Origin of the sequence: Mesorhizobium sp. M4A.F.Ca.ET.022.05.2.1, from assembly GCF_003998845.1 — a bacterium.
In the GTDB taxonomy this organism is placed as follows: Bacteria; Pseudomonadota; Alphaproteobacteria; order Rhizobiales; family Rhizobiaceae; genus Mesorhizobium.
This window is the reverse complement of the sequence record NZ_RZOJ01000046.1, coordinates 1-25,741: the sequence shown is the minus strand read 5'-3', so window position 1 is coordinate 25,741 and position 25,741 is coordinate 1. Positions and strand designations below refer to the sequence as shown.

The following is a 25,741-nucleotide window of genomic DNA, read 5'->3' as shown; positions in this document are numbered from 1 at the left end:
CGGCGCCGAAGCTGGTGACGCGCGAGATGCTGTCCGGCATGAAGAAAGGTTCCGTGCTCGTCGACGTCGCCATCGACCAGGGCGGCTGCTTCGAGACCTCGCACGCCACGACCCATGCCGAACCGACCTACGAGGTCGACGGCGTCATCCACTACTGCGTCGCCAACATGCCAGGGGCGGTACCGGTCACCTCGGCGCACGCCCTCAACAACGCGACGCTGCATTTCGGCCTGCAGCTTGCCGACAAGGGCCTCAAGGCACTGGTCGACGACCATCATCTGCGCAACGGCCTCAACGTCCACAAGGGCAAGATCACCAACCGCGCGGTCGCCGAAGCGCTCGGCTACGAGCTGGTCGAGCCGAAGGCGGTGCTCGCCGCCTGACACCTGCGCGAGAAGAAGTTTCCTCCTGTCGCCCGCCGGCTTCGTCCGGCGGGTTTTGCTTTGCACGGAAAAAGTGCGGACAACAAAAAAGCGGAGCCAAAGCCCCGCTTCCTCGATGTTGAGACGTGCCGCCGGTCCATCCGCGGTCGGCAATCGATCAACACTTGCCTTCTAGCAAGTAATTGCGACGGGAGTACGACAGTCTCGCCGACATTTATGCGGATCCGTGTCGCCATTGTGAAGCACTTCACATTCGGCATTCGAAAAACATGCCTAGTCACATCGGCCTGAAGGCTGCTTTCTCTTCTGTCGCAGGCTTTTCCCCAACTGCCCGCCAGACGATCGGCGGGCATTTTTTGTCTTCAGGCGCGTTCGATGCGGCACTGGTAGCAATTGTTGCGCGCCGAACGGACGTGGATGTAGGCGATGTCGTCGCGCTCGAACAGCGTTTCGGCGCGCGCCGCGATGCCGACTGTCGGGATAACGCCGCCGCTGCCATAGACGATGCGGTCATTGCGGCCATAGCCGCGCACGATATAGTCGCTGCTCTCGAGCATTTCGGGGAGCGCCTCGTCGTCCGGCGCGCGTTCGCATTCCTGCGCATGCAGGAAGATCGGCCCGGTCTCGGCATAGGGCTGCAACTCGGGAAACGGCCGGTAGGCCAGGACGAGATACGCTTCGCCGGCGCCGACGTTCTTGAGGCAATGCCGGCACGGCACGCCGTCGCCATCGGAAATCTGGCGCTCAGGCTTGTGGCCATAGGCGTCCGCCCCGCCGCGCTGCAAGGTTCTCACATCGTCGGTCGGCAGGGCTTTGAACTGGATGGGCATGGCAAATCTCCGGTGTCGCTGACCGGAACTATGCGGTCCCCGGCACGCTTCCCACCCGATTCCTGCCAAGCAGCGTCAGTCGATGAGCGCGTCGAGCCCGCGCACCAGCGCCTTGCCGACCCAGCCGGTCGCGCCGGCCATTATCACACGTATCGTCATCGTCGGATCCACTCGCGCGATCTTCGTTGGCCCTGGACATCAAGCGAAATGGAAAGAGCCCGGGTCATTCAAGCCGGGCTCTTTTGAACGGCGATCCAGGCGAAGGCCTGACGCGGGCGCTATCGGATGAAGTCGTCGAGGCGGCGCAAGGTCACCCTGCGGTTGCGCCAGTTCTCCTGCTGTGTCGGCACCAGCAGGAACTCCTCGCCATAGCCGACGGTTTCGAGCGCATGGCCGGGCACGCCGAACTCGCGCACCAGCGTCCGCTTCAGCGAGGCGGCGCGCTGCTCCGAGAGGATCTGGTTCGACTGGAAGGACCCGACCGCATCGGTATGGCCCTCGATCAGGATGCGGGCGCCGCGATTGCGCCGCAGGATGCGGTGTAGCGCATCGGCGATGTTTTCGATCTTGCCGTATTGCGGCTCCGAGATCGCAGCCGAGCCGAAGGCGAAGTTGATCGACTGGATGTCGATCGAGCGCGCCATGCGCCTGAGGTCCGGCCGGCGCTTGAATTCGCGGATGGTGACGCGCTGATTGGGGCGCAGCTTCACCCTGGGCGCTGCCTCGAGCTGGCGCTCGATCGTCGCGGCGGAAGGCGTGGTGGCCTGGGCAAATGCAAGGCTCGGCATGGCAAGTGCCGCAATCATGGCAACGGCAAATGTACGTCGGGTCAGCATGTCATTCTCCTTCGGCCCGTCCTTCTGACGGGCGCGTTGATCTTGCCGACACCTTGGCAAAGTCGGCCTGAAGCGAGGATGAACGAACAGATGCCAAGTTTTCCGACTGGCCAGACATGTCGCTCCGCGCCATGATGATCCCGGAACAACGCGGCAGCGGTTGACGGAGTTGGCGAGGATCCGAGCATGATCACCGGAGGATGCCTGTGCGGCGCAGTCCGCTACGAAAGCAGCGCGGAGCCGATCACCACGCGCCTGTGCTGGTGCCGCTTCTGCCAGTATATCGCGGCCGGCAACGCGGCGGTGAGCGTCTGCTTCCTGACCGCGCGGATCAAGATCGCCGGCGAGACGCGCGACTATGAGAGCGTGGCCGATAGCGGCAACAGGATGCACCGGCGCTTTTGCCCAGCCTGCGGGGTGCATCTCTTCAGCGAGGCGGAGACGCGCCCGCATCTCATTTTTGTGCGCGCGGGCACGCTCGACGATCCGAACATGATCAGGCCCGGTGCGACGATATGGACGGCCAAGGCGCCGGCCTGGGCCTGCATCGACACCTCGCTGCCAACCTTCGAGGGCCAGCCGCCACCGGTGGCGTAGGCGGCATCGATACTACGGCCGCATGACGCTCGCGGATCGCTCGGCGAAGGAGAGCGGGTGCACGATCTCCTTCTTCTGCGCAACCGGTGTGAAGCCGAGCTTTTGGTAGAGCGGCAGTGCCGCCGGGTGGTCGAGCGTGCAGGTCTGCACCGTCACCCGCTTCGGACCATGCGACCAGGCGGCAGAGATCGCGGCGCCCAGGAACCAGCGGCCGATGCCTTGTCCATGCGCATGCTCCATCATGCCGAAATAGGCGAGTTCCACCTCTTCCGGCATATGCGGCTTGAGGTCGAAGAAGCCGGCCGGCGCGCCGTCGAGATAGAGCACCCTGATGTCGCGGTCCTCGCGATGGAGGCCCGCTGAAAGCTCCTCGTCGCTCAGCCTCAGCACATTCACCCAATGCCATTTGCGCCCCACCCGATCCATCAGGTAGCGGTAGAAATGCAGCGGGATATCCCTGGTCTTCAGGAGCGCGACCTGTCGGTTATACGGCACCGGCGGCGACGCGGCCGGCGGCGCATGCATTTCGAGAAACGTCACCGTGACGTCGATGTCCTCCAGCGCGCCGTTTTCCATCACCGTCATTCCTTGCCCGTCACCACGGGCGTATCGGCAAGCCCGCCCCATTCGGTCCATGAGCCGTCGTAAAGCCTGTTGTCGGTGTGGCCAAGCGTCTCCAGCGCCAGCGTAATCGCCGCCGCTGTGATGCCCGAGCCGCATGACGTGACGACCGGCTTCGACAGGTCTATGCCGGCATCCTCGATCACCTTGCGCAAGCGATCCCTGGGCAGCAGCTCGCCGTTCTCGGCCAATGCCGTGACCGGTACGTTGCGGGCGCCAGGCATATGCCCGGAGCGGATGCCGGCGCGCGGCTCCGGATCGGTCCCGGCAAAACGGCCGGCGGATCGCGCATCGGCGATCTGACTTTCTCGCCCGTCGACGATGCGGCGCATTTCGGCGAGGCCGACGACCCGCGCGGCATCGAAGTCGGCGTGAAAGATGCACGGCGCGATCCTCGTCGGCTCCGCTGTCACTGGGCGCCCCTCCGCCTTCCAGCGATCGAAGCCGCCGCTCAGGATGTAGACCTGGAAGACGCCCATGACCCGGAACATCCACCAGCCGCGCGGCGCCGAGAAATAGCCCGGGCCGTCATAGACCACGATCGTGTCGTCGGCCGAAACGCCCATGGCGCCGACATACTGCGCGAAATCTTGCGGCGACGGCAGGGTGTGCGGAAGCCCGGAATCCGGGTCCGAAATGGCGTCCTGATCGAGGAAGCGGGCGCCGGGAATATGCGCCGCCTCATATTCGGCGCGCGCATCGCGCTTTTGCGCAGGCAGATACCAGGACGCGTCGATGATCGTCAGGCCGGGCTCGCCCAAGCGCTTCTCAAGCCAATCCGTGTCGACGATGAAAGGACTATCTTCAGCCATTTTTCTCCTCCCATCCCGCAACAGTGCCGTCGATCAGATCGCCGGCATCGGCCCGAAGCGGATGCGGAAACGCCGGTTCTCGCGGCCTTTCTTCTCGATCTTGCCGATATGGATCTCGCCGACCTCTCCGGTGCTCCTCACATGGGTGCCACCACAGGGCTGGCTGTCGATCGAGGCATTGTCGCCGATGCAAACCAGACGGATATTGCCGGTGCCGACAGGCGGACGCACGTTCTTGGATTTCACCAGGCCCGGATTGGCGGCGAGCTCCTGGTCGGTGATCAGCCGGGTGAAGATCGGATGGTCGGCACGCACCAGCTCCATGAGTCTCGCCGTCACATCCTCCTTGGTGAAGCCGGCATCGGGAATGTCGAAGTCCACCCGGCTGTCGTCCACGGAAACGGCCGCGCCGGTGATCGGGAACGGGCAAACGACGGTGAGCAGATGGCAGGCCGCGTGCATGCGCATCAGAAGATGCCGCCGCTGCCAGTCGATGGCAAGCTTCAGCCGTTCGCCAATCGTCGGCACCGCTTGTCCGGGCGCCGGCACATGGATGATCTCGTCCTTGGTCTCGCCGGTGATGGTGGCGGCGATCGCGACGCGGCTGCCGTCGGCGCGCTCCAGCAAGCCGGTGTCGCCCGGCTGGCCGCCCGAGGTTGCGTAGAAGATCGTCCGGTCCAGAACGACGCCGCCGCGATCGTTGATTGCGACAACCGCTGCCTCGGCCTCCTTCAGGTAGGCGTCATCGCGAAACAGAGCTTCCGTTTTGTGCACCATCACGCGACCTTTTCGAAGGGCACCGAAATGTCGGCGGTCTCTTCCATCCAGCGAGGCACCGGCAGGTTCTTCTCGCGCAGGAACTCGGGATTGAACAGCTTCGACTGGTAGCGCGTGCCGTAGTCGCAAAGCATGGTCACGATGGTGTGGCCGGGGCCAAGCTCCCGCGCCAGGCGGATCGCGCCGGCGATGTTGATGCCGGTCGAGCCGCCGACGCACAACCCCTCCTCCTGGATAAGGTCGAAGACGATCGGCAGCGCCTCCTCGTCGGGGATCTGGAAGGAGAAGTCGGGCGTAAACCCTTCGAGGTTGGCGGTAATGCGCCCCTGGCCGATGCCTTCGGTGATCGAGCTACCCTCGGCCTTCAATTCGCCGCTGGTGTAGAAACTGTAGAGCGCGGCCCCCAGCGGATCGGCGAGAGCGATCTTCACGTCCCTGCTCTTGCCTTTTAGCCCGAGCCCGACACCGGCCAGCGTTCCGCCCGAGCCGACCGCCGAGACGAAACCGTCAACCTTGCCGTTGGTCTGGGTCCAGATTTCCTCGGCCGTAGTCCTGATATGGCCGTCGCGGTTGGCGACATTGTCGAACTGGTTCGCCCAGATCGCACCGTTCGGCTCGGTGCGCGCCAATTGTTCGGCCAGACGCCCCGACAGCTTCACGTAATTGTTCGGATTCTTGTAGGGCACCGCCGGCACTTCGATCAACTCGGCGCCGAGCAATTTGATGGTATCCTTCTTCTCCTGGCTCTGCGTGTCCGGAATGACGATCACCGTGCGGTAGCCAAGCGCCTTGGCAACCAGCGTCAGGCCGATGCCGGTGTTGCCGGCCGTGCCCTCGACGATAATCCCGCCAGGCTTCAGCAGCCCGCGCTGCTCGGCATCGCGGATGATGAACAGGCCTGCGCGGTCCTTGACCGACTGTCCCGGATTCATGAATTCGGCCTTGCCCAGGATCTCGCAGCCCGTTGCTTCCGAGGCCTTGTTGAGGCGGATCAGGGGCGTGTTGCCGATCGCGTCGATCACAGAACGGGGCATCAAGGATTCCTTGTGTAGGTGCGGCGAGACCCTAGAAACCCAAAGCCCCGGTTTCAAGGCAAGAATTCGCCTGGTCCAGTCGCATTTCAGGCACTGCAATCTCCTGAATTCAGATGCTGTGTTCCAGCATGCATTTCAACCTTGCGCCGAAAAGCGCTCTTTTCATTCGATTTCTTCGCCGCTAGAGCACTACCGACACATTGGCAGGACACAGCATGACACTCTACCGGGCCAACCCGAAGCATGGCGTCGCCTGGATAACGGGCGGCAGCAGCGGCATCGGCCGCGCATTGGCCAAGGATCTTGCCGCGAAGGGCTATGCCGTCGCGGTGACGGCGCTTGCGGACGATCCGATCGACACGCTGATCGTCGAGACGGCGCAGATGCCCGGGCATGTGAAGTCGTATCCTTGTGACGTCACCGACGAGACGGGCATGGCAAGGGCGGCCGCCGCGATCGAGAAGGACATGGGGCCGATCGTGCTCGCGGTCTTCAACGCCGGCAATTACATCGCCACGCCCGGTGAGCACCTCGTGGTGAGCGATTTCCGCCGCTCCTTCGACGTCAACTATTTCGGCATCGTCAATGGCCTGGTGCCCGTCGTTGAGCATATGCGCGTGCGCGGACGCGGCCATGTCGTACTCGTCGGCTCGGTCACCGCCTATTCAGGTTGGCCGACCACCGCCGCCTATGGCGGCACCAAGGCGGCGATCAACATCCTGGCGGAGTCGTTGAAATACGACTTCGACAAGATGAACATCCGGGTTCAGGTGATGAACCCCGGCTTCGTCGACACCCCGCTGACGGAAAAGAACACGCTGCCAATGCCGGGGCTGATGCCTGTCCACCGCGCATCCCGCCGCATGGTGCGCGGCATCGAGAAAGGTGGCTTCGAGGTCACATTCCCCTACCGCATCAGCTGGCCGCTGAAATTGCTCGGCCTCTTGCCGCGACCGATCTGCCGTTGGGTGATCGGCGTCACGACCGGCTGGAGGGCACGGCCGCTGAATTTCGACCGCAAGCTGCCGCACGAAATGGGCCCGGACCAGGCGACTTAGGCCGGCGCACGGGTGTTGCCTGTCGGCAGGCACGGCCATAGGTTGAGAATTGTTGCTTGGAGTCTGTAATGGGGCGGCGGATCGTGCTTGCGGTGCTGGGGCTTGCGGTCGTCTTCTCCATGGCCTTCGTGCTCGGCCCGCGCGTACCCGTCGACACGAAGATCCGTTTCGACCCGTCCGCGATCGGCGACGATCCGCAGGCCTATCTGGCGCGCGAAGAGGCCGCCGTGCCCAACATCCGCGACGGGCTGGAAAAGGAGATCATCTGGGCAAATCCGATGGTTCACGCCAAGACGCCGCTGTCCATCGTCTACATCCACGGCTTCTCGGCCTCGAAGGGCGAGGTCCGGCCGCTGCCGGATGACGTCGCCGATGAGCTTGATGCCAACCTGTTCTACACGCGCCTCACCGGCCACGGCCAGGACGGCGCCGCGATGGCCGAGGGCAGCGTCAATGCCTGGATCAACGACTACGAGGAGGCGCTCGCCATTGGCCGGGCGATCGGCGACAGGGTGATCGTCATTGCCACCTCGACGGGTGGCTCGCTGGCGGCATGGGCCGCGACAGAGCCGCGCGCCTCGGACGGGGTTGCGGCGATCGCGTTCATTTCGCCCAACTTCGGCGTCAAGGCGTCCGGCGCCGAACTGCTCACCAAACCCTGGGGCAAACAGATCGCCGAGCTGGTCGGCGGCAAGGAGCGCAGCTTCCCGACCCGCAATGCGCTGCATGAAAGGTTCTGGACCCACCAATACCCGATAGCGGCGACGCTGCCGATGCAGGCGTTGACCGAGCTCGCCTATGCGGCGCCGGTGGAAAAGGCGACCATCCCCGCCCTCTTCATCTTTTCGGATTCCGACAAGGTGGTGCGGCCCGACCGCACCCGCGAAATCGCCGGACGCTGGGGCGCGCCGCACGAGCTGGTGCCGGTCGACGACACCGGTGACGTCGACAACCACGTCATTGCCGGCGACGCCCTGTCGCCGTCGACAACCGTCGTCCTCGCCGAGCGGATTGTCGTCTGGGTCAAGGCGCTGACCGGGCAGTAGTCCGTCACAAAAGGGGCGACCGAAGCATCGCTCCAGCCGCCCTGTTCAGTCGATTACCGGCGTATCAAGCCAGTTCAGGAGGCCCGGCGGATCGCTGCTTCAGGCAGCCCGGGTCGATGGCCGCTTGCCGCCGTAACGGCGCTTGTTGTTGCCCTTGAAAGGCTTGCGGCCCTCAGGACGCTCGCCCTGCGGCTTGCCCGCGACGGGACGATCGCCACTGGGCTTGCCGCCAAAACGCTTCTTGCCGAAGCCGTTGTTGCCGCCGCCGGGACGCCTGCCGTCGCGACGGCCGCCATGGTGTTCACGGTCGTTAGCCGGCTCGAAATGACGCTCGTTCCTTTCGGCAGGGTTGCGCTGGGGATCGGGGCTGCCGAGATGGTCGGCAACGACCGGCAACTTGGCGCGGATAATCCGCTCGACCTGGCGCAGCTTGGCGTTCTCCGACGGGTCGCAAAGCGTGATGGCGATGCCGTCCCTGCCGTTGCGGCCGGTGCGGCCAATACGGTGGACATAGCTTTCCGCCTCGTCCGGCAGATCGAAGTTTACGACATGGCTGATGCCTGGCACGTCGATGCCGCGCGCGGCTATGTCGGTCGCCACCAGGATGCGGACCGAGCCGTCGCGGAAATCGTTGAGCGCCTTCTGGCGGGCATTCTGCGACTTGTTGCCATGGATGACTGCGGCCTTGAAGCCATCACGATCGAGATCCTTGGTCACCCTGTCGGCGCCATGCTTGGTGCGAGAAAAGATGATGACCGACTTCATCGCCTCATCGGCGAGCATCTTGGACAGCACCTGGCGCTTCTGCTTGGAGCGGGCAAGGACGACGCTCTGCACGATCTCAGCCGCCGCCGTGCTTTGCGGCGCGACTTCGACGCGAACCGGGGTCTTCAACAGGCCTTTCGCCAATTCGGCGATCTCGTCCGGCATGGTCGCCGAGAACAGCGCCGTCTGGCGGTCGGGCGCGGTCGCCTTGGCGATGCGCTTGACGTCATTGATGAAACCCATGTCAAGCATGCGGTCGCCTTCGTCGAGCACCAGCCATTTAGTGTCGGCGAGGATCAGATCGCCCTCACGCACCAGGTCGGTCAGCCGGCCGGGCGTGGCGATCAGGATATCGACGCCGGGCGCGATCTTCTTCACCTGGCTGAAGCGCGAGACGCCGCCGAGCACGAGCGCGGTCGAGACATGCGCGCCCTTGGCGAGGATCTTGATGGTGTCCTCGATCTGAACGGCGAGCTCGCGGGTCGGCGCCAGGATCAGCGCGCGGGTCGTCTTCGGCCGGCGCTTGGTGCCGAGCCCAATGATCTTCGACAGGATCGGCAGCGCGAAGGCCGCGGTCTTGCCCGAACCGGTCTGGGCGATGCCGAAAATGTCACGGCCTTCCAGCTGTGGCGGGATCGCCTGGACCTGAATCGGCTTCGGGTCGGTGAAGCCCGCGGCATGAGTGGCCTTGAGCAGCGCGCCGGAGATCCCGAGCGCGGCGAAACCATTCTGTTCCGCTGTGTTTTCGTTGGTCAAAATAATCTTCTTTCACGCGGCCTGTAGCCGCAAACATCGATGGCGGCAGGGCGCAACCTGCCGTCGAAAAATTGTCATGGAACGACAAGGCGGCGGACGGGATCGTCCGCGCGGCTGCGCTGTCGTGCCCGCAAGCTTCATGCCTCGGGGCTTTTTCGCCACTTTGTGATGTACCGGAAAGAGGGGCCGAACACCGGAAAGAGGGAAAACAGACGCAACCAGTCTCATTCGTCGAGAAGGCCGGACAATGCCGGCCCAAGCGCCTATGCCGCTGCATATGGACGAGTTCGCCTCGAAATGCAAGGCCGCATGCTGCAATGCAGCAAAAACCATGGCAAACGCGGCGCTTGCGCTCCCCTGCGCGCATCATTACCACAAACGCAGCTATCCGTTTGGGGGACCGCGATGAAGGACGTGCTGAAGGAACTCGAGCGCCGCCGCGAGATCGCCCGCATGGGCGGCGGCAAGGCCCGCATCGACGCCCAGCACCAGAAAGGCAAGCTCACCGCCCGCGAGCGCATCGACGTCTTCCTCGATGAGGGTTCGTTCGAGGAGTTCGACATGTATGTCGAGCACCGCTCGACCGATTTCAGCATGGAGAAGACCAAGATCGCCGGCGACGGCGTCGTCACCGGCTGGGGCACGGTCAACGGCCGCCCGGTCTATGTCTTCGCCAAGGACTTCACCGTGTTCGGCGGCTCGCTGTCGGAGGCGCATGCCGAGAAGGTGGTCAAGGTTCAGGAGATGGCGCTGCGCAACCGCGCGCCTATCATCGGTCTCTATGACGCCGGCGGCGCTCGCATCCAGGAAGGCGTGGCCGCCCTCGGCGGCTACGCCGAGATCTTCCAGCGCAACGTGCTCGCCTCCGGCGTGATCCCCCAGATATCGCTGATCATGGGCCCTTGCGCCGGCGGCGACGTCTATTCACCGGCGATGACCGACTTCATCTTCATGGTCCGCGACACCTCCTACATGTTCGTCACCGGGCCGGACGTGGTGAAGACCGTCACCAACGAGACGGTGACGGCAGAGAGCCTCGGCGGCGCCTCCGTCCACACCACGAAGTCGTCGATCGCCGACGGCGCCTACGACAACGACGTCGAGGCGCTGCTGCAGATGCGCCGGCTGGTCGACCTGCTACCGGCCTCCAATACGTCGGAAATTCCCGAGATCGAATGCTACCAGTCAGTGACCGATCACGATCTATCGCTCGACCGGCTGATCCCCGACAACGCCAACAAGCCATACGATATCAAGGAGTTGATCCTGAAGGTTGCCGACGAAGGCGACTTCTTCGAGATCCAGCAAAGCTTTGCCAGAAACATCGTCACCGGCTTCGGCCGCGTCGAGGGCCGCACCGTCGGCTTTATCGCCAACCAGCCGATGGTGCTGGCCGGCGTGCTCGATTCCGACGCCAGCCGCAAGGCGGCGCGCTTCGTTCGCTTCTGCGACTGCTTTTCGATCCCGATCGTCACCTTCGTCGACGTTCCCGGCTTCCTGCCGGGCACCGCGCAGGAATATGGCGGGCTGATCAAGCACGGCGCCAAGCTGCTGTTCGCCTATGCCGAGGCGACCGTGCCGAAGATCACCGTGATCACCCGGAAGGCCTATGGCGGGGCTTATGACGTGATGGCGTCAAAGCATCTGCGCGGCGACATGAACTATGCCTGGCCGACGGCACAGATTGCGGTGATGGGCGCCAGGGGCGCGGTCGAGATCATCTACCGCAAGGATATCGGCGACGCGGAAAAGATCGCAGCGCATACAAAGGCTTACGAGGATCGCTTCCTATCGCCCTTCGTCGCCGCCGAACGCGGCTATGTCGACGAGGTGATCATGCCGCATTCGACCCGTCGCCGCGTTGCCCGGGCGCTCAGGATGCTGCGCAACAAGGACATGCAGAACCCCTGGAAGAAGCACGACAACATCCCGTTGTGACCTGAATGTCGCGCTTCATCATCAGCGCTGGGCGGCGGTTCGGCAGGTTCGGGGTGCTGTTTTTCGTGGGCCCCGCAGCCATCATCTTCTGTGTCTGGATGTCGCTGCTCGACAGCCATCCAGTCTGGTTCATCGCCGGCGGATTTCTCGTCATGCCGATCTCGACCACCGCGGCGGCTTTTCTATTCGGCACATTGTTTGCCGGCTTTCGGCGCAGCAAGGTCAAGGGAGTGAGCCGGGCGGAGGCACCTGGCCTGTGGGACCAGTGGGAAAAAGTCGCCGGCCCGCGCAGAGCCGCCCGCACCGTGATTGCGCTGGAGGACAGCTTGAACGCCAGCGTGCGGGAGGAGCGCACGCTTCTTGGTCTTCTCGGCCGCCGGCTATTTTTGACGGTCGGCATCCCCTTGCTCGTCGTTACCGACGAAAATGCTCTTGCGGCAATTCTTGCCCATGAAGACGCGCATGTGCGCAACAAGGACACCAATGGCGGCCTCAACCTTGCCGAGTTCGAGAACGGTTTCGGCTTCGTGTTCGAGTACGCGCCACCTGGGGTGACGATATCGGGCAGCCTCCTCCATGCGGCTATCGGCTGGCTGTCGGAATCGTTCGAGCGGGAAGACATCCGACTTTCACGCGAGGCGGAGATCAAGGCCGATCGCCACGCTGCGACATCCGGAAATGCCGAACAAGCGGCGCGCGCGCTCCTGCTCGTCGCGGCGGCAGACGTACATTTCGCCGAGAAAGTCTATGAGCCGCTGCGGCGCGAGGTGATGGGCGCTTTGCGTCCGCCGCGACCGCCACTTGCCCGCCTGTTGGAAGCGGCCGGGGAGCTGTCGCAAGCCCAGTACCTGAACGCTTGCGCGCAAAAGGCGTGGGTGCGTCCGGACGACGGCAAGTCGACGCACCCCTCATGGGCACAGCGGTTGGCAGCACTTGGGTACGTCGAAGCGCCTGAGATCGCCCCGATACGTCGGACAGCGCTCTCGACGCTGCTGAGCCCGGATACGGCCGAACAACAGATCGCTGCGTTCAACAGCAGATGGACCGGGCAGATGGAGGACTATCTCCAACGCTGAGGGGTTCGTGCCGCACGCTGCCGCGACAACACCCCGCTGTGAGACCGTCCTACTCGTAGTTCTCGTAGGATTTTTCCTCGATGATCGCGGAACTCAGCAGCAGGTTTATCTCGCGCTTCAAGGCGGCGCGGCGGTCGTTCGTGCGGTAGACGCCGCGGGCGAGCTCGATGAAACGATCGCCGAATCGCTTGTTGAGCTCTTCGATGCGGATATCGTCCTCGATGACCCAGAGCGCCTGGTTGACGGCCTTCAACTCGGCGTAGAGGCCAGCCAGCGCCTCTGAACTGGGGATGTGTTCGTCGCGAACATGCGATAGCTGCTCCAGCTCGTGCAGTACGTTGGCCAGCTTGGACGCGTCGGCGATGCTTGCCGCCTTGATCTCGAGGATCGATATCTTGTCCAGCAATTCGCCGGGGGCGATCTCGACGAGTATGGGGCGGACCATGCTATTGCCCTTTTCTGATGAGCCTTGTCAAAATTCACCGGCTGGGAATATGGACCCGCCGGAAAGCGTAGCGGCAATAGGCAGCCGAAACGAGTCAAGTCAATCTCCCGGACGGCAGGGAATGCTCCGGCGCGGAAAGAGAAAGCAAAAAGGGTGTTCGCCTTGAATCCAATTCTTCTGGTCGGCTTTCCGGCGGTCGGCGATTTCGTCCGCTGTCATTCGGCCATCCGCATCCTCGCGGAACGGTTTCCCGAGCGCCCGATCGACGTCGTGACATCGCCCGGAAACGTATCCTTTGCCCGCTTCATGCCGCATGTCCGCAAGGCCTGGGCACTAAAGAAGCGGCATATGCAACTCGGTCTGGCAGAGCGCCGCGACCTGATACGCGAGCTTCGCAAGCAGAACTATGGCACGGCCTATCTCATGACGAGCACGATCAAAGCGGCCCTGATTCCGTTCTTGGCCGGCATTCCGGAACGCATCGGCTATCCGCAGGAGTTGCAGTTCGGGTTGGTCAATCGCCTTCCTGCTGATTGGCTGCGGCATTTGTGGGCGTTCGGTCCGCGCAAGACACGCCTCTACGAGGAGGTATGCTCCATTGCCACGCTGGGCGCAAAGCCGGCGAACGTCGATTGGCCAGCGCCGCAGCTGGTCATTCCTGGCGCGGAACTGGATGAGTGGCGCAGCCGCGCCGGTGTCGAAGCCGGCACGCCGGCCCTGGCCATCTTCACCGGAGATATGACGAGTCCGCGATCGTGGCCGATGGGGCGCTTCATCTCGATCGCCAAGGACTATTGCAGCCGCGGCTGGGCGGTATGGATTGTCGGCGGCCCTCGCGAACATGATGCGGCGAACCGGATCCGCGCCGAGGTGCCGCAAGCGATCGATTTCACCACGACGCCGCTGATCGACGTGATGTACCAGCTTGGCGCGTCAGCGCTGTTCCTTGGCGTCAATGGCGGCATGTCCCATGCCGCGGCAGCCTTGAACATTCCCTGCGTGCAGATCTTCGGCTCGAACCTTTCCTACGTACATGGGCCGGTCAATGACCATGTCCGCTTTCTCGAGCCGCCCATTTCGACCCCGAGTTGGATCGAGGATACATCCGGTGTCAGCGAGGAAAGGGTGCGCGAGGCCTTGGCTGCTGCCTTCGCGGAACCGCGCCGCCCGCCAGGCGCCTGATATCGCTACTCCTCTTCCGCCGCTCCGAAACCCGCACCCATCGTCGCGCGCGCAGCGCTCGCCCATGGCGTTGCGTGGTTGTCGATGCGCATCTGGAAGATGAAATAGGTCGGCGAGCAGAAGCCGATGCCTTTCACCTTGGCGGCGCCCGGCGTGTCCGTCGGCAGCGACTGGCACATATAGTCCTCGCGGCAAAAATGGTCAGCCGAGCAGGCCGGCCGGTTGCCGCGATTGACCGCGCCGCCGAGGCATTGGTCGAAATTGTTGGTCGCCACGCAGGTGTCGAATTTCTTGCCGCCGACCAGGCCGCAGATCTCGTTCGGCATCGGCTTGCCGGCCTTGAGGGCGGCGAAGGTGCGGTCCTTGTCGTCGCAGCCGCGATATGCGATGCCGGCCGGCACGCCGATCTTCGGCGGCCGGCATGTGTAGGCGGTGCGTGAGATGTCAGAGGCGAACGCGGCGAACTGCCCGGTGATGGTGTAGCGGTCGTTGAAGGGTTGCGACGGATTGCTGGCGATCGATCCCGTCAGACACGGATGGCCGGAAAACATCGCCCTGCTGTCCTTGGGCAGCAGGCATTGCGCCAGCCTGGTGCGCACCCCCGAAGCCGTGGCGAGCGGCGTGCAGACGGTGCCGCCGCCGCACTGCCAGGTCCGGCCGAAGCGGGCGGCATCCTCCGGCATCAGGCACGGCATCGCCGCTTCCGCCGGCGCGTAATCAACCTCGGTGTCTTTCCAGGCCGCCGGTGGCGCGAAGGACAGCGGACGCAAACGGTCCGGCTCCTTGCCTTCGGTCGTGGCCCGCAGCCAGGCCTCGCGGCGCGGAATTTCGGCATGGAGGTGCGGCGAGATGCCGACCTCGATCCGGTTGAGCGGCGACGTCGTCCTGTCGTCCAGGCCGATGAAATGGAAGCCGGCGGTGGACCCTGCCTGATGGCAGCCCTGGCAGGCGCCATTGTCCAGGCGCTCGACCAGCGCTTCCGGTGTGCGCACCAGTCGCAGCGCGGAATAGTCGAGCCCGGCGAAATCCGCAGGCTGGAACAGCGGCGTGAACGGATGATTGGCCTGCCGCGCGCTGCCGAAGGTGGACCACGAGATGACCTTCTTCGCCAGGAACTCGTCCGGTATCTCGTAGACGCCGAGATCGACCGCGCCGACATTGGCGCTGACATAGTCGGCGAGCTTTTTCTTGAGCACGGCATCTTCCGACAGCCGCGCGACGTCAGGCGTGTTCTCCAGCGGCTTTTCGCTGACGGTGGCGCCATCGATCCCAAAAATCCGCATGAGGTAGGCGGCCTGCCCGCCGAACTCGGTCTCCTGGCCGGAGGGAAAGCGTACCACTTGCGCGTTGAGTTCGAGCTGCTTGAATGTGAGCTCTTCCGGCGCCAGCGGCCCGCCGGCCAGCCAGCCGGCATCGACGGCCTCGTCGAGTTGCGGCGTCCAGCGCCCGGCAACGCCGACGCAGCCGCCATCGGCATCCGGCGCGACACTGTAGACAGCGTTGAAATTGAACGGCAGCCGCGAGGCCAGCACCTTGCCGTTCTTCCTGAAGCTGTAAGCAAGGCGGTAGATGAAACGCACTTCGCCGCAACCCTGGTCACGGCTCAAGGCGGCGAAATCGCGCCGGTCGAGCCGGTTGACGACGCCGACCAGCCGAAAGCGCGCCGCTTCCGTCTTGAGCCAGCGCATGTCCATGATGCGGCCGATATTGCCGTCGGTAACCTCGTAGAGCGGTCGCCCTCCGGCCTTCATTTCGGCGCGCAGCGCGGCGACGTCGGCAGCGACCGTCTCGACGATGGCATGATAGGCCGGCGCCTTGTCGTAGAGGGTCTTCAAATCATCCTTCCCGTCGACGCTGAACACGCCGGCGAATGAGAATCCCTTGGCGTCGAGCGCGGCAAGCACCGCTGGATCGTCGACGATGGTCACCGGTGCCTCGGCGCGTGCGCCATGCGGCGCAGGCAGCGCGAAGATGATCGACAAGACGAGCGCAAGTCGCTTCATGCGAGGGCCTCAGCTTGACGGGCTGCGACCAACTCTCGCAGCACCGGAACCATGGCGATCGGCAAATCCTCGGCGATCAGCCCCGGACCGAAGCGGTTACCGGCCTCGGCATGGATCCAGACCGCCGCCGCCGCTGCTTCGAACACTGCCATGCCTTGCGCCACAAGCCCGGCGATGATGCCGGCCAGAATGTCACCCGACCCGGCGGTGGCAAGCCATGGCGCGCCATTGTTGTTGATGGCCGCCAGGCCGTTCGGCGCCGCGATCACCGTATCGGCGCCCTTGTAGACGACGACCGCATTGGCGCGCTGGGCGGCCGCGCGGGCCCTGGCCAACTTGGAGAGGTTCTTGTCTGCAGCAATGTCCGGAAACAGGCGGACAAACTCACCTTCATGCGGCGTCACTACCAATATGGGAGCGTGCGGCTTGTGAGCAGCCTCAAAGAGGATGTCAGGCTCATCGCGAAACGAGGTGATGCCATCGGCATCGAGCACCAGCCCGTCGATCCCGCCGGCCGCACCGTGCCGTCCAGCCCTCAGTATCGCCAAGGCAAGATCCCGTGTCCTTTCGCCAACGCCGAAGCCAGGTCCGAGGACAAAGGCCGACGGCCGCCGTTCGCCGATGAAGTCGTTCAGGTCGACGACAGTGTCGGTCCTGCGCAACATGATCGAAGTCAGGTGCGCGGCATTCGCCTGCATGGCGTTCGCTGGCGACAGCACGGTCACCGCCCCTGCCCCTGCCCGCGCGGCGGCAAGCGCCGACAAGCGCGCGGCGCCGGTTGCGGACGGCCCGCCGGAAAACACACCGACATGGCCGCGATTGTATTTATGCGCGTCGGTGGCCGGGACTGGAAAATCAGCTCGCCAGAGCGAGGGGGTGTTCTCGAACGTCGACACGCCAAGCTGCGCAATGACCGCATCGCCAATGCCGATGTCCGCCAGCACGACCTCAGCGCAGCGTTCCCGCCCCGGCAGCAGCAGATGACCGGGTTTCTTGCGTGCGAAGGTGACCGTGACCTCGGCGCTGAATGCCGCGCCGAGAATGGCACCGCTTGCACCGGAGACGCCGGAGGGTAGATCGACGGCGATCACCGGCAGATCGATTTCCCTGGCCATTTCAATCGCCGTGGCGTCGTGACCGGACAGGGGCTTCGAGAGTCCTGCCCCATAGAGAGCATCGACGATAATGGAGCCTTTCTCGGCGGCAAATGCCGCGAGCGGTCGAGCTTTTGCGGGGCACTCCGCCGCGACAATCGCGGCATCGCTGCCGGCTCGCGGTTTGCCCGATACCCACACCGCGACATTGACACCGGCCTCGGCCAGCAATCTCGCCACGACATAGCCATCGCCCCCATTGTTGCCGGGACCACAGAGAACATGGACGCTTGAGGCCGCCGGGTAACGCGCCAGCACAACGGCGGCGACCGCCTCGCCGGCCCGTCGCATCAGGCCATAGCCGTCGAGCGGTCCGGCCGCGATCGCCAGCCGGTCGGCCTCGGCCATTTCAACCGGAGATAAAAGTTCGTTGCTCATGGATTGCGGTCCGCTCTCCGGTGAAGCATTGTCCAGTTTTCGGTTTGAAGCAAACAGCGAAACACCTGCCACTGCTCAGAAACGCATCGCTCGATGCAATGCGCCAATGGGCAGAAATGCCTGCAAATTACGCTATTTGCCTAATTATTGTGCGGACGGGAGGATCGGCAATGTATAGGCTTCGAGCGTCCATGACGCTTCCAATGCAGCGAATGACGCGAATATGCATCCGGGCATGACAATTGATGAAATCGCCCGATACCGCCTCGAATCCGCAGGATTTGGCACAGTTCGTGCTTGATGGAGGCGCAAGCGGGGTACACAACCCGTCTTTTTGGCAGTGGAGGCCACTTTTTACATGAAAAAGATCGAAGCGATCATCAAGCCATTCAAGCTGGACGAAGTGAAGGAAGCGCTTCAGGAGGCTGGCCTGCAGGGCATCACCGTGACCGAGGCCAAGGGCTTCGGCCGGCAGAAGGGCCACACCGAACTCTATCGCGGCGCCGAATATGTCGTCGACTTCCTGCCCAAGGTGAAGATCGAAGTGGTACTCGGCGACGACGCCGTCGAAGGCGCCATCGAGGCCATCCGCAAGGCGGCGCAGACCGGCCGCATCGGCGACGGCAAGATCTTCGTCTCCAACATCGAGGAAGTCGTGCGCATCCGCACCGGTGAAACCGGAATGGACGCCGTCTGACGCCCCCATCTTTCTGCAACGTCATCATCAAAAAACGTCATCAAACAGGGATACATGACATGACGACAGCCAAAGACATCATGAAGCAGATCAAGGACAACGACGTGAAATTCGTCGACCTGCGCTTCACCGATCCGAAGGGCAAGCTGCAGCACGTCACCATGGATGTCGTCGAAGTCGAGGAAGACATGTTCGCCGACGGCGTCATGTTCGACGGTTCCTCGATCGCAGGCTGGAAGGCGATCAACGAGTCCGACATGGTGCTGATGCCCGATCCCGACACGGTGCACATGGACCCGTTCTTCGCCCAGTCGACCATGGTCATCCTGTGCGACATCCTTGATCCGGTCTCCGGCGAATCCTACAACCGCGACCCGCGCGGCACCGCCAAGAAGGCCGAGGCCTACATGAAGTCGGAAGGCATCGGCGACCAGATCTTCGTCGGCCCGGAAGCCGAATTCTTCGTCTTCGACGACGTCAAGTACAAGGCCGATCCCTACAACACCGGATTCCGCCTGGACTCCACCGAACTGCCGTCCAACGACGACACCGACTACGAGACCGGCAATCTCGGCCATCGTCCGCGCATCAAGGGCGGCTACTTCCCTGTGCCGCCGATCGATTCCGCCCAGGACATGCGCTCGGAAATGCTGACCGTGCTCGCCGAGATGGGCGTGCGCGTCGAGAAGCATCACCATGAGGTCGCCGCCGCCCAGCATGAGCTCGGCATCAAGTTCGACACGCTGGTCCGCAACGCCGACAAGATGCTGATCTACAAGTACGTCGTTCACCAGGTCGCCAACGCCTATGGCAAGACGGCCACCTTCATGCCGAAGCCGGTGTTCGGCGACAACGGCTCGGGCATGCACGTCCACCAGTCGATCTGGAAGGGCGGCAAGCCGACCTTCGCCGGTAACGAATATGCCGGCCTGTCGGAGAGCTGCCTGTTCTACATCGGCGGCATCATCAAGCACGCCAAGGCGATCAACGCCTTCACCAATCCGCTGACCAACTCCTATAAGCGCCTGGTGCCGGGTTACGAAGCGCCGGTGCTGCTCGCCTATTCGGCGCGCAACCGCTCGGCGTCCTGCCGCATTCCGTTCGGCTCGTCGCCGAAGGCCAAGCGCGTCGAGGTCCGCTTCCCCGATCCGGGCGCGAACCCCTACCTCGCGTTCGCCGCCATGCTGATGGCCGGCCTCGACGGCATCAAGAACAAGATCCACCCGGGACAGCCGATGGACAAGGATCTCTACGACCTGCCGCCGAAGGAGCTGAAGAAGATCCCGACCGTCTGCGGCTCGCTGCGCGAGGCGCTGCAAAGCCTCGACAAGGACCGCGGCTTCCTCAAGGCCGGCGGCGTCTTCGACGACGACCAGATCGACAGCTACATCGAGCTGAAGATGGCCGAGGTGATGCGCTTCGAGATGACCCCGCATCCGGTCGAATACGACATGTACTATTCGATCTAAACTTCTGATCGGATTGAGATTTAGAGCCCTCGGAGGTCTCCCTCCGAGGGCTTTTTTATTGTCGCCGATGGTGGCGGCGCTCAGGTCGCGCGGCGTGATCGCCGGCGATTCCCATGCAAAAAAAGCCCCGGCGTTTCCGCCGGGGCTTTCTTGTCGCAGAGTACCCGTCGCAGCGCGAACGCGCCCCGGCTTGGATCAGGCGGCGGCCGAAACCTGGCCGCTGGCCGGGACCGACGCGATCGTCTTCAGGATCTGCGAAGCGATCTGGTAGGGGTCGCCCTGCGAGTTCGGACGGCGATCCTCCAGATAGCCCTTGTAGTCGTTCTTGACGAAGGAGTGCGGCACGCGGATCGAAGCGCCACGGTCGGCGATGCCGTAGCTGAACTTGTTCCACGGCGCGGTCTCGTGCTTGCCGGTCAGGCGCTTGTCGTTGTCCGGGCCGTAGACGGCGATGTGATCCAGCAGGTTCTTGTCGAACTCAGCCATCAGCGCTTCGAAATAGGCCTTGCCGCCGACTTCGCGCATATAGGCGGTCGAGAAGTTGGCGTGCATGCCCGAGCCGTTCCAGTCGGTGTCGCCGAGCGGCTTGCAGTGGTACTCGATGTCGATGCCGTATTTCTCGGTCAGGCGCTGCAGCAGGTAGCGGGCCATCCACATCTGGTCGGCGGCCTTCTTGGAGCCCTTGCCGAAAATCTGGAATTCCCACTGGCCCTTGGCCACTTCGGCGTTGATGCCTTCGTGGTTGATGCCTGCGGCGAGGCACTGGTCGAGATGCTCCTCGACGATCTGGCGCGCGACCGAGCCGACATTCGAATAGCCGACGCCGGTGTAGTACGGGCCCTGCGGCGCCGGATAGCCGCTCTCCGGGAAGCCGAGCGGACGGCCGTCCTTGTAGAAGAAATATTCCTGCTCGAAGCCGAACCAGGCGCCCTCGTCATCCAGGATGGTGGCGCGCTTGTTGGAGACATGCGGCGTCACGCCATCGGGCATCATCACTTCGCACATCACCAGCACGCCGTTCGTGCGGGCCGGATCCGGGAACACGGCGACCGGCTTCAGCACGCAGTCGGAGCTGTGGCCTTCGGCCTGCTGAGTCGAGGAGCCGTCGAAGCCCCACAGCGGCAGCAGCTCGAGCGTCGGGAACTCGGCAAATTCCTTGATCTGGGTCTTGCCGCGAAGATTGGGGACCGGGGTGTATCCGTCGAGCCAGATATACTCGAGCTTGTATTTGGTCATTCTAGAGCCTCTCGTTGCTTGATCACCGCGCAGGGCGACGACGCATGGCCGGGCTGAGCCGACCTGCCGATCGTTAAAAAGCAATTCGTGTGCCACACTTGTCCCGGTGGGTGCGGCAAAATGGTCAAAGCTAAGCGTTGAATTTGCTGAGCCGTCTCAGTGATGCGCCCGGATCGATCAGAAGCATTATTTGCATAAATAATAGGCAAATACTGATCTTTTTGTGGGCATATTGCTTAAATGAGTCGCACGACCTATCTTGGAAACAGATGAATCGACTGGCTCCTGGAGAAGAAGGCAGATCGCCAATGCAAGTCACCCCGTCCCGTCCGTCGGCGAAGATTTTGATGTTCCCTCTGGCAGGGCGCAAAGCTGCCTCAAATTTAGGCGCAAAGGCCAAGTTCGCGGCAGAGCTTGCCTCGCTGCGCAACACGCATGCCGATTTTGACGGCTGGTACCACGAAGCGGCGATCGAGGAAGAAGAAGGCCAGCGGCAGAAGAGCTGAGTCTCCCGCAAACTTGCGAATGGAAAAAGCCCGGCGTGATCGCTCACGCCGGGCTTTTTTGTATCGCAGCCGACCGGCTACTGCTTGGTGTGCAGGTCGGTGCCGAGCGTGTCCCTGACGAAGATCATGCCAATGATCAGCGACATCGCCGCGATCACCACCGGATACCAGAGGCCATAGTAGATGTCGCCCTTGTAGGCGCTGAGCGCGAACACTGTCGCCGGCAGAAGGCCGCCGAACCAGCCATTGCCGATGTGGTAGGGCAGCGACATACCGGTATAGCGGATGCGGGTCGGGAACATCTCGACCAGGATTGCTGCGATCGGTCCGTAGACCATGGTCACGAAAAGCACGAGGATGAACAGGATGCCGATGGTCATCGGCCAGTTCACCGCGGCCGGATCGGCGAACATGGCGAAGGCGCCGCCGCCCGGAATGTTGTAGACGGTGATCTCAGGCGCACCCGCCGCCTCATCCTTGGTCAGCAGCTTGTCCTTAACCGCCTGGTCGACCGCAACGGTCGTCTTCTCGCCGCCGCGGATCGCCGCCGCGTCGAGCTTGAGCTCGGGATTGGCCGCGATGAAGGCGTCGAGCTTCTGGTCCGGAACCTTGATCGCCGCGCGCTTCAGCGGATAGCCGCCATCCCGCAACGACATGTTGACCGCCTTGACGAAAGCGGCGTCCTTGGCCTTGGCCTGATCGCCTGCGGCAACGGCATCGTAGGATTCCACCGTCTCGTTGCCGATCTTGACCGAGGCGGCCGTTCCGGGTGCCGCCGTGGCGACCACGTCATAAGGCACCGAGTTCTTGGTCAGGAACGAGGTGGCGATGTCGCAGGATGTCGTGAACTTCGCCGTACCGACCGGGTTGAACTGGAACTTGCAGTCGCCGGGTGCCGCGGTCACCGTCGCGCGGGTGTTCTGCTGCGCGGCGGCAAGAGCCGGATTGGCCGCCTTGGTCAGCGCCTTGAACAGCGGGAAGGTGCAGACGATACCCAAAGCGAGGCCGGCCATGATGATTGGCTTGCGGCCGATCTTGTCGGAGAGCCAGCCGAACACGACGAAGAAGATCGAGCCGACGGCAAGCGCGATCGCGATCATGATGTTGACCGACTGCGGGTCGACCTTCAGCACGTTCTGCAGGAAGAACAGCGCGTAGAACTGGCCGTTATACCAGATCACGGCCTGGCCGGCGGTGAGGCCGAGCAGCGCCAGCAGCGCGATCTTGGCGTTCTTCCACTGGCCAAAGGCTTCCGAGAGCGGTGCCTTCGAACCCTTGCCTTCTTCCTTCATGCGCTGGAAGGTCGGCGATTCCGAGAGCGACAGTCGGATCCAGATCGAGATGGCAAGCAGCACGAAGGAAACGATGAAGGGAATGCGCCAGCCCCAATCGGCATAGGTTTCCTTGCTCATCGAACCCTGGACGATGAGGATGACGATCAGCGACAGGAACAGGCCGAGTGTCGCGGTCGTCTGGATCCAGGAGGTGTAGAAGCCGCGGCGATCGTCGGGCGCGTGTTCGGCGACATAGGTCGCGGCGCCACCATACTCGCCGCCGAGCGCCAGGCCCTGCAGCATGCGCAGCCCGATCAGGATAATCGGTGCGGCGATGCCCCAACTGGCATAGCCGGGCAAGAGGCCGACCAGGAAGGTCGACAGGCCCATGATCGTCATGGTGACTAGAAAGGTGTATTTGCGGCCGACAAGATCGCCGATGCGGCCGAATAGCAAGGCGCCGAAGGGGCGGACCAGGAAGCCGGCGGCGAAGGCAAGCAGCGCGAAAATGTTGCGCGTCGCTTCCGGCGCCGACGAGAAGAATGTGGCGCCGATGAAAGCCGCCAGCGAGCCGTAAAGATAGAAATCGTACCATTCGAAAACGGTGCCGAGCGAGGAAGCGAAGATGACTTTCTTCTCTTCCCGCGTCATGCCGCGGCTTGTTCCGCCGGCGGTCGATGCCATTGCCATTGATATGTCCTCCCGTGGGATCCCGTCTGTCCTCGATGGCTGCGCCACCGCCCGCAACTCCTCCGAACGCGGACTCAAAAACGCAGCTACGGGCGAAAAAATGACAGAAAGCGCCGGGCAACGGCAGAGCGACGATGGGATTATGACTTTCGTATTAGGTGCAGTGCGAAAGCAGAGCGCGGCCTCAGGCTTTCAGCGCGTCGAGCAGGCTGACTGCGGCCATCATGTCGCGCTTGCGGGCCGAGCGGCGCGCCACGGCCTCGGCGTCCTGGCCCCAATGCTCGATCTGCCAGTCCTCATCGACATGGCCGGCGGCCCAGGCTGCTTCGCCGTCGAGTTCGCCGAAGTCGACGGCGAGCGCCAACAGCGCCGAGCCCGTCAGCGAGGTCATGACATGGATGGCGGCGAGCCGCATGGGCTCGATGCGCTGCGCAAGATGGGCGCGGAGAACGGCAATGGTCTCGCGCGGCTGCTCGACATGAACGATGCCTTCGGCGAGATGGAAGCGGGCGCCAAGCGCGCTGCGCGCCCAGTCGATGACCGGATCCCAAAGCTGGTTCTGCCGGTCGACCAACCCTTGCGGACCGTCGGCGCGGTAGCACAGCAGATCGGACGAGGCGAAGCGCAGGATGTCCTCCAACACCGCTTGCGGATCGCTGGCGACGCCGTCAATGGCGGTGTTGACGAGGCGCATGACCGGCATGGCCACTGGATCGATGACCTCGCCTTGCGCGTCGAACTCGCCGGCGACCAGGGCCGCCGCCTTCTCGGTCGGCAGCGCCAGCAACGCCCTGCCCGGCGTGCGCACCGGTCTACCGTCGAGATGGACGGCAAAGCCCTCTTCCGCCGGCACGACCGCAACGGCCTTGTAGAAGCGCTTCGGCAGCGGCGTCTTCATCTGGATCTGGGCGCGGCGCACGGGATCGGGATCGGAAAGCTGCTTTCCCGCTTCGAGGTCGTTGAGGATGTCACGCATGTCGGAACTCTCTAACCCAGGATTTGCTTGCGCGCCGGCCGGTTGACGATGATAAGGCCAGCGGCGATCAGGCCAAGCGCCAGGAAAATCCTGACCGTCGGCGGCTCGCCCAAAAGCACCGCGCCGCACAAGACACCGAAGGCTGGCGACAGGAAGGCGAAACTCGACAAGCCCGCCGCCGGATAGCGCGTCAGCAACCAGAACCACAATACATAGGTGAAGGCGACGATATAGAAAGACTGGAACAGCAGCGCCAAGGTCGGCAAGGCCGTGACCGCGCGGATCGGCGCGCCGGCAAAAGGCATGACCAGCAGACCGACGACCACGGCGCCGGCCAGCTGATAGAGCAGCAGTTTCTCGGCGCTCGTGTCGACCAGTTTCGACCGCTTGATGACGATGCTGGTCATCGCCCACAGAATCCCTGAGCCGAGGCTGAGCAGGTCGCCGGTGAGCGTCGCATTGTTGCCGGCAACGATGCCTTCGGAGAAGACCGCCGCAAGGCCGCAGAAGGCGAGAACAAGCCCGCCCAGCTTGCGCGCGTTGATGCGCTCGCCGAGCAGGAAATGGCTGCCGATCAGGACCCAGAACGGCATGGTGTTGACCAGTAGCGTGTTGCGGGCAACGGTTGTGTATTCCAGCCCGATATAGAGGCACAGGAATTCAACGCCGAAGAGCACGCCGACAACGACGCCGGCGACTAGCGTCCCATCCGGCCTGAACAGCTTGATGCCGCGCAGCCGGCACCAGCCGAGCACGCAGAGCCCGCCAAGAATCGAGCGCGCGATCGAGACGAAGACGGGATCATAGCCGGCGTAGGAAACCTTGGCGGCGACGTAGTTCAGCCCCCAGGAGAAGGTCAGCCCGACCATGATCGTGGCGGCCGCCATGTCGACTGCATCGCGACGGCCCATTTCGGTTGCCGTGGTCATTGCTTCGATTGGCTTTCCAACTTAGCAAGCAGTGCTTTCAGTGCTTCGGTGTTTTGTCTGACCGCCTCAGTGTTCTCGCGGCCGATCTCCGCCACCGATCCCTGCCTGGCAGCAGCGCGGCGCGTAAGATGAGCCACACGAGAAAAATCATGATGAAAAGGCAGCCATCCGACCAACTGGTTGGTGAGCGTGGTTCCTCCCATGGCCCAGTTCCTCTCCTAGTCGTCCCTAGTCGTCCGCGTTCTGCTCGTCGAAGCCGAGCAGGTTCCAGCT

Annotated in this window: 24 protein-coding genes and 1 pseudogene; 10 read left to right on the top strand and 15 right to left on the bottom strand. The window is 63.4% G+C overall.

From position 1 onward, the window contains the following. Positions 1-383, top strand: a pseudogene (locus tag EN745_RS08205) (alanine dehydrogenase); the annotation flags it as partial. 362 nt (positions 384-745) lie between these two features. On the opposite strand, the gene EN745_RS08200 reads toward EN745_RS08205, so the two are convergent. Next, positions 746-1,213, bottom strand: a complete 468-nt coding sequence (locus EN745_RS08200; protein ID WP_126054646.1) for a DUF1203 domain-containing protein — start codon at positions 1,211-1,213, stop codon at positions 746-748. A 278-nt stretch (positions 1,214-1,491) separates the two neighbouring features. After that, positions 1,492-2,049 carry an OmpA family protein gene (locus EN745_RS08195; protein WP_127407763.1) on the bottom strand — a complete coding sequence of 186 codons (558 nt, stop codon included), beginning with the start codon at positions 2,047-2,049 and terminating at the stop codon, positions 1,492-1,494. 186 nt (positions 2,050-2,235) lie between these two features. On the opposite strand from EN745_RS08195, the gene EN745_RS08190 reads away from it, so the two are divergent. After that, complete coding sequence (locus EN745_RS08190; RefSeq protein ID WP_127407764.1) at positions 2,236-2,646, top strand: GFA family protein; 411 nt, start codon at positions 2,236-2,238, stop codon at positions 2,644-2,646. Between the two features lie 12 nt (positions 2,647-2,658). Here the strand turns inward: EN745_RS08190 and EN745_RS08185 are convergent, their stop codons facing one another. The 4 genes from EN745_RS08185 to EN745_RS08170 are packed head-to-tail and all read right to left on the bottom strand — an operon-like array spanning position 2,659 to position 5,890. After that, on the bottom strand, positions 2,659-3,222 hold the full coding sequence (locus EN745_RS08185; RefSeq protein ID WP_126059073.1) for a GNAT family N-acetyltransferase: 564 nt from the start codon (positions 3,220-3,222) through the stop codon (positions 2,659-2,661). Between the two features lie 5 nt (positions 3,223-3,227). After that, complete coding sequence (sseA, locus tag EN745_RS08180; RefSeq protein ID WP_126054649.1) at positions 3,228-4,079, bottom strand: 3-mercaptopyruvate sulfurtransferase; 852 nt, start codon at positions 4,077-4,079, stop codon at positions 3,228-3,230. A gap of 33 nt (positions 4,080-4,112) precedes the next feature. Continuing rightward, entirely contained in the window at positions 4,113-4,856 is a 744-nt protein-coding gene (locus EN745_RS08175) for an alanyl-tRNA editing protein (RefSeq protein WP_127420976.1), read from the bottom strand. Further along, entirely contained in the window at positions 4,856-5,890 is a 1,035-nt protein-coding gene (locus EN745_RS08170; RefSeq protein WP_127406365.1) for a cysteine synthase A, read from the bottom strand. The genes EN745_RS08175 and EN745_RS08170 overlap by 1 nt, the downstream gene beginning before the upstream one ends. Positions 5,891-6,105: 215 nt before the next feature. Between EN745_RS08170 and EN745_RS08165 the strand changes: the two genes are divergently transcribed. Both EN745_RS08165 and EN745_RS08160 read left to right on the top strand, forming a co-directional pair. Beyond that, on the top strand, positions 6,106-6,948 hold the full coding sequence (locus EN745_RS08165) for an SDR family oxidoreductase (RefSeq protein ID WP_126054651.1): 843 nt from the start codon (positions 6,106-6,108) through the stop codon (positions 6,946-6,948). A gap of 68 nt (positions 6,949-7,016) precedes the next feature. Continuing rightward, positions 7,017-7,994: an alpha/beta fold hydrolase gene (locus EN745_RS08160; protein WP_127420975.1), complete on the top strand. Its 978-nt coding sequence runs from the start codon at positions 7,017-7,019 to the stop codon at positions 7,992-7,994. A gap of 99 nt (positions 7,995-8,093) precedes the next feature. Here EN745_RS08160 and EN745_RS08155 read toward each other — a convergent pair whose 3' ends face one another. After that, positions 8,094-9,515 (bottom strand): DEAD/DEAH box helicase, encoded by a 1,422-nt coding sequence (locus tag EN745_RS08155; protein WP_189362991.1) that lies wholly within the window; start codon positions 9,513-9,515, stop codon positions 8,094-8,096. A 405-nt stretch (positions 9,516-9,920) separates the two neighbouring features. Between EN745_RS08155 and EN745_RS08150 the strand changes: the two genes are divergently transcribed. Together EN745_RS08150 and EN745_RS08145 are read left to right on the top strand one after the other, a co-directional pair. Continuing rightward, positions 9,921-11,453 carry an acyl-CoA carboxylase subunit beta gene (locus EN745_RS08150; RefSeq protein WP_127420973.1) on the top strand — a complete coding sequence of 511 codons (1,533 nt, stop codon included), beginning with the start codon at positions 9,921-9,923 and terminating at the stop codon, positions 11,451-11,453. A 5-nt stretch (positions 11,454-11,458) separates the two neighbouring features. Then, positions 11,459-12,529 carry a M48 family metallopeptidase gene (locus EN745_RS08145; protein WP_127420972.1) on the top strand — a complete coding sequence of 357 codons (1,071 nt, stop codon included), beginning with the start codon at positions 11,459-11,461 and terminating at the stop codon, positions 12,527-12,529. Between the two features lie 49 nt (positions 12,530-12,578). Here EN745_RS08145 and EN745_RS08140 read toward each other — a convergent pair whose 3' ends face one another. Further along, positions 12,579-12,974, bottom strand: coding sequence for a DUF6165 family protein (locus tag EN745_RS08140; RefSeq protein WP_127420971.1), 396 nt, complete (start codon positions 12,972-12,974; stop codon positions 12,579-12,581). A 162-nt stretch (positions 12,975-13,136) separates the two neighbouring features. Between EN745_RS08140 and waaF the strand changes: the two genes are divergently transcribed. Continuing rightward, on the top strand, positions 13,137-14,156 hold the full coding sequence (gene waaF, locus EN745_RS08135) for a lipopolysaccharide heptosyltransferase II (protein WP_127420977.1): 1,020 nt from the start codon (positions 13,137-13,139) through the stop codon (positions 14,154-14,156). A 5-nt stretch (positions 14,157-14,161) separates the two neighbouring features. Here the strand turns inward: waaF and EN745_RS08130 are convergent, their stop codons facing one another. Then, positions 14,162-16,159: a hypothetical protein gene (locus EN745_RS08130; RefSeq protein ID WP_127420970.1), complete on the bottom strand. Its 1,998-nt coding sequence runs from the start codon at positions 16,157-16,159 to the stop codon at positions 14,162-14,164. Continuing rightward, the gene (locus EN745_RS08125; protein ID WP_127420969.1) at positions 16,156-17,691 is read right to left on the bottom strand and encodes an NAD(P)H-hydrate dehydratase; all 1,536 of its coding nucleotides are present in this window, start codon (positions 17,689-17,691) and stop codon (positions 16,156-16,158) included. The genes EN745_RS08130 and EN745_RS08125 overlap by 4 nt, the downstream gene beginning before the upstream one ends. 358 nt (positions 17,692-18,049) lie before the next feature. Here EN745_RS08125 and EN745_RS08120 point away from each other — a divergent pair, with 358 nt between their 5' ends. Both EN745_RS08120 and glnA read left to right on the top strand, forming a co-directional pair. Beyond that, entirely contained in the window at positions 18,050-18,388 is a 339-nt protein-coding gene (locus EN745_RS08120; RefSeq protein ID WP_006205430.1) for a P-II family nitrogen regulator, read from the top strand. A 59-nt stretch (positions 18,389-18,447) separates the two neighbouring features. Further along, positions 18,448-19,857 (top strand): type I glutamate--ammonia ligase, encoded by a 1,410-nt coding sequence (gene glnA, locus EN745_RS08115; RefSeq protein WP_126054659.1) that lies wholly within the window; start codon positions 18,448-18,450, stop codon positions 19,855-19,857. Positions 19,858-20,052: 195 nt separating this feature from the next. Here the strand turns inward: glnA and EN745_RS08110 are convergent, their stop codons facing one another. Then, a complete protein-coding gene (locus EN745_RS08110) occupies positions 20,053-21,093 on the bottom strand; it encodes a glutamine synthetase beta-grasp domain-containing protein (RefSeq protein WP_127420968.1) in 1,041 nt (346 codons plus the stop codon). A gap of 308 nt (positions 21,094-21,401) precedes the next feature. Here EN745_RS08110 and EN745_RS08105 point away from each other — a divergent pair, with 308 nt between their 5' ends. Then, positions 21,402-21,599, top strand: a complete 198-nt coding sequence (locus EN745_RS08105) for a DUF2735 domain-containing protein (RefSeq protein ID WP_126054661.1) — start codon at positions 21,402-21,404, stop codon at positions 21,597-21,599. Between the two features lie 77 nt (positions 21,600-21,676). Here the strand turns inward: EN745_RS08105 and EN745_RS08100 are convergent, their stop codons facing one another. The 4 genes from EN745_RS08100 to EN745_RS08085 all read right to left on the bottom strand — a co-directional run bounded on the left by EN745_RS08100 (position 21,677) and on the right by EN745_RS08085 (position 25,671). Then, a complete protein-coding gene (locus tag EN745_RS08100; RefSeq protein WP_126054662.1) occupies positions 21,677-23,563 on the bottom strand; it encodes an MFS transporter in 1,887 nt (628 codons plus the stop codon). Between the two features lie 184 nt (positions 23,564-23,747). Next, positions 23,748-24,539, bottom strand: coding sequence for an ATP12 family chaperone protein (locus EN745_RS08095; protein WP_127420967.1), 792 nt, complete (start codon positions 24,537-24,539; stop codon positions 23,748-23,750). Positions 24,540-24,550: 11 nt separating this feature from the next. Beyond that, positions 24,551-25,468, bottom strand: a complete 918-nt coding sequence (locus tag EN745_RS08090; protein ID WP_127420966.1) for a DMT family transporter — start codon at positions 25,466-25,468, stop codon at positions 24,551-24,553. After that, a complete protein-coding gene (locus EN745_RS08085; RefSeq protein WP_126054665.1) occupies positions 25,465-25,671 on the bottom strand; it encodes a hypothetical protein in 207 nt (68 codons plus the stop codon). Before EN745_RS08085 ends, EN745_RS08090 begins: the two co-directional genes overlap by 4 nt. Between the last annotated feature and the right edge of the window lie 70 nt (positions 25,672-25,741).